Origin of the sequence: Cupriavidus sp. DL-D2, from assembly GCF_039710735.1 — a bacterium.
In the GTDB taxonomy this organism is placed as follows: domain Bacteria; phylum Pseudomonadota; class Gammaproteobacteria; order Burkholderiales; family Burkholderiaceae; genus Cupriavidus.
The window spans coordinates 1-2,413 of sequence record NZ_JBDKXK010000123.1 but is presented as its reverse complement, the minus strand read 5'-3'; the positions used below and the strand labels follow the sequence as shown (position 1 = coordinate 2,413).

Below are 2,413 nucleotides of genomic sequence, written 5' to 3'. Positions count from 1 at the left end.
GTACTGCTGGAGATCCTTCGTATCGGTGAATCGATACTTGAGCCACCCGTTCGCGGCGAGCCGGGCTGTTCGACGAAACACGACGCTGGTCTCGTGTTCGTTGTGCGGATTCAGAAGCTTTCGATGGGTTTTCCGCAGCCAACTCCATATCTCCACGTAGTGGAGGCGCTTGCCGCCAAGATCTGTTCTGAACTCGAACTCCACGTGATCGTCGGGGTAGAAGTGCAAGCCGAGCACTACCAAGCCGCGGGCGCTCTTGACTTTGGTGGGCGGCACATGAATTTGAGCTGATTTATGAAGCGACTTGATGGGTTCGCGCGCACGCAACGAGCGAATCGCTTCGTCTGCGTCGTAGACCTCCCACTTCACCGTGAACTCGGTACCCTTCAACTGATAGCAACAACTGAGCGAGCCTTCGCCAGACCCCGGCATCAGATCGCCGCCCCCACCCGCGCGATGTCCATATTTGTCCGTGATGACGAACCGATCGAGGTTGTAAGGCGTGTAATTGAACCCGGCGATGCTCAGTCCGCCGTAGGTCGGTTCGGACGAAAGCGCATCGCATCCCGTCGTCAGCATCACGCCCAAAAGAAGTAGTCCAAGAATCCGCCTCTTCATCGGCCTGCCCCCTTTGCCGTTGCGGCTGACCGCGCGATCACCCTGATTTCGGATAACGCCTGTACGAGAGGAACATCGCCATATCTCGCCGATTGCAAGAGCTTTCGAATCTGCGGGTGCTCATCGAAATCCGGCGAGAAGAGAAGCCCAAATGACGCATAACGCAGCACGGCGGGCTCCTCCTTGATCCCGTGCGCCGTGGCCCGCTCGATCTGATTCGCGACGGCACAGTAAAGCTGATCCGGAGAGAACGTAGCGAGTCGGGAGCCGAAGACTCCCCTGATTTCCATTGCTGCCTTGTCCGCGTAGCCCATTTCGAGCAATGCCAAATGCTGGTCATCGGTCATCACCAATGGCTCGGCGGTTATCGCATGGGATGCGTCCGCATCTGAACCCCATGAGACCGACTCCCCGCTACGCTGCCGATACCAGATCTCGTGGGCAACGCTTGCGAACCTGCTCCACTCATCAGTCGTCCACACCTTGCGCAGGCGTTCCAGTATCCGGTTGTCGCTGTAGTGCACGTAGAACGTACTTCTGTCGGGCAACGTGTACTCGCAATAGCTCTGCAGATGCATCGCTACGGTCGTCAGTTCGTGGAAGCTCCAGATCCACGTCACCGAAAATCCATGCACCGAGAATTCCCACAGGCGCTTAAGCAATGCCTGCGCGGTGTCCCCATCCTCCGCATCCAGACCTAGTTCGATAAGAAGCGGGGAAACATTCTCGTGCGTAGCCAGATCGGTGCCGTCCCAGAGTGCGACGAACGGTATGGTTTCAAGGCGATTCAGGGCTGAGCGCAGTTCCGGCACGCTCCGTGTGTCGACCAGTGCGAACAAGGAGACAGCTCTCTGTTCCTCTGTCTGGTTGATCCTTTCACGCGTCGCATACACGCGCGATGTAAAGGCCGCCACTCCGGTCTCCGAGGATGTCTCAACTTGCTGCATCACCGGTTGTTGATTCGCTGTATGCATGATCAAGCCTTCTCCGTCGTTGCTTCGACGCCGAGGTAAGCGTTGAGCAGGCACGGCAGGCAGGCGCCAGCGGGCAGTTCCGGCACTTCCGGATTCAGGCTTGCTGGTCCCTGCCATGTGAAGTTTGTCGTCTTCAGGGTGATGCTTCCCGGACACCCCAGTTCGATGTTGCCGCCATCGAGCTTGATGTAAGCACCCTGACTGGACAGGGTCAGGGCGCCTGCCGAGACCGCCATAAGCTTGCCGTTCACGCTGGACAGGTTCATGTCCTTGGACGATGCGAGTTGCATCTGGCCGGAGTGGGCAGCAGCAGAGAAATCAGCCTTTGCCGCAACGAGCTTGATACCCTTTTCCTGCGCAAAGATCGACGCGCCCTGTCCGGCCGCGATCGTGACGTTGTTCCCCGCACCCAGATCGAGGTTGGCGCGCGCCGAGGCGATGACATTGCTGTTGGCTGCAAGTTGAATGCTCTCGGCCGTAGCGAGTGCAATGCCTGCTGGAGCGCTTGCCAGGATTACTGCCTGCTGCAGTCCCAGCAACCGTGCCTCCATCAAGTCGCGTTGCCGTTCGATGTCCGCGAGTTGTACCTTTGCGGCGGCGGCACACTCGTTCAGGTGTTGCATCTGCGCAAGCGCGTCTGCAAGCAGTCTTCGTGCCGCGTCCATCGCCAGTTGTGGGCCGTCCGCCTTGGGCTGATCGTCCGCCGTAATAAACAACCCCTTCCCCCCACGCACCGCCCCCCACCCCGACGTCCGCAGCTCGAACCCTTCCCCACGCTGCTTCACCCGGTCATCCACCAGGTAGCCCATGTTCAGCTGGGT

The 2,413-nt window shown here is 59.1% G+C and carries 3 protein-coding genes; all 3 read right to left on the bottom strand.

Going from position 1 to position 2,413, the window contains the following annotated elements:
• A partial coding sequence (locus tag ABDB81_RS30230) for a DUF3304 domain-containing protein (protein ID WP_346814395.1) occupies positions 1 to 618 on the bottom strand: 618 nt, incomplete at its 3' end.
• A complete protein-coding gene (locus ABDB81_RS30225; RefSeq protein ID WP_346814394.1) occupies positions 615 to 1,592 on the bottom strand; it encodes a DUF4123 domain-containing protein in 978 nt (325 codons plus the stop codon). The genes ABDB81_RS30230 and ABDB81_RS30225, both read right to left, overlap by 4 nt.
• Positions 1,593 to 1,594: 2 nt before the next feature.
• On the bottom strand, positions 1,595 to 2,413 hold an 819-nt coding region (locus tag ABDB81_RS30220), incomplete at its 5' end, for a type VI secretion system Vgr family protein (RefSeq protein ID WP_346814393.1).

Coding starts and splice junctions, on each gene's coding strand:
- ABDB81_RS30225 (WP_346814394.1), bottom strand. CDS start 1,592: ATGCATACAGCGAATCAACAACCGGTGATGCAGCAAGTTGAGACATCC.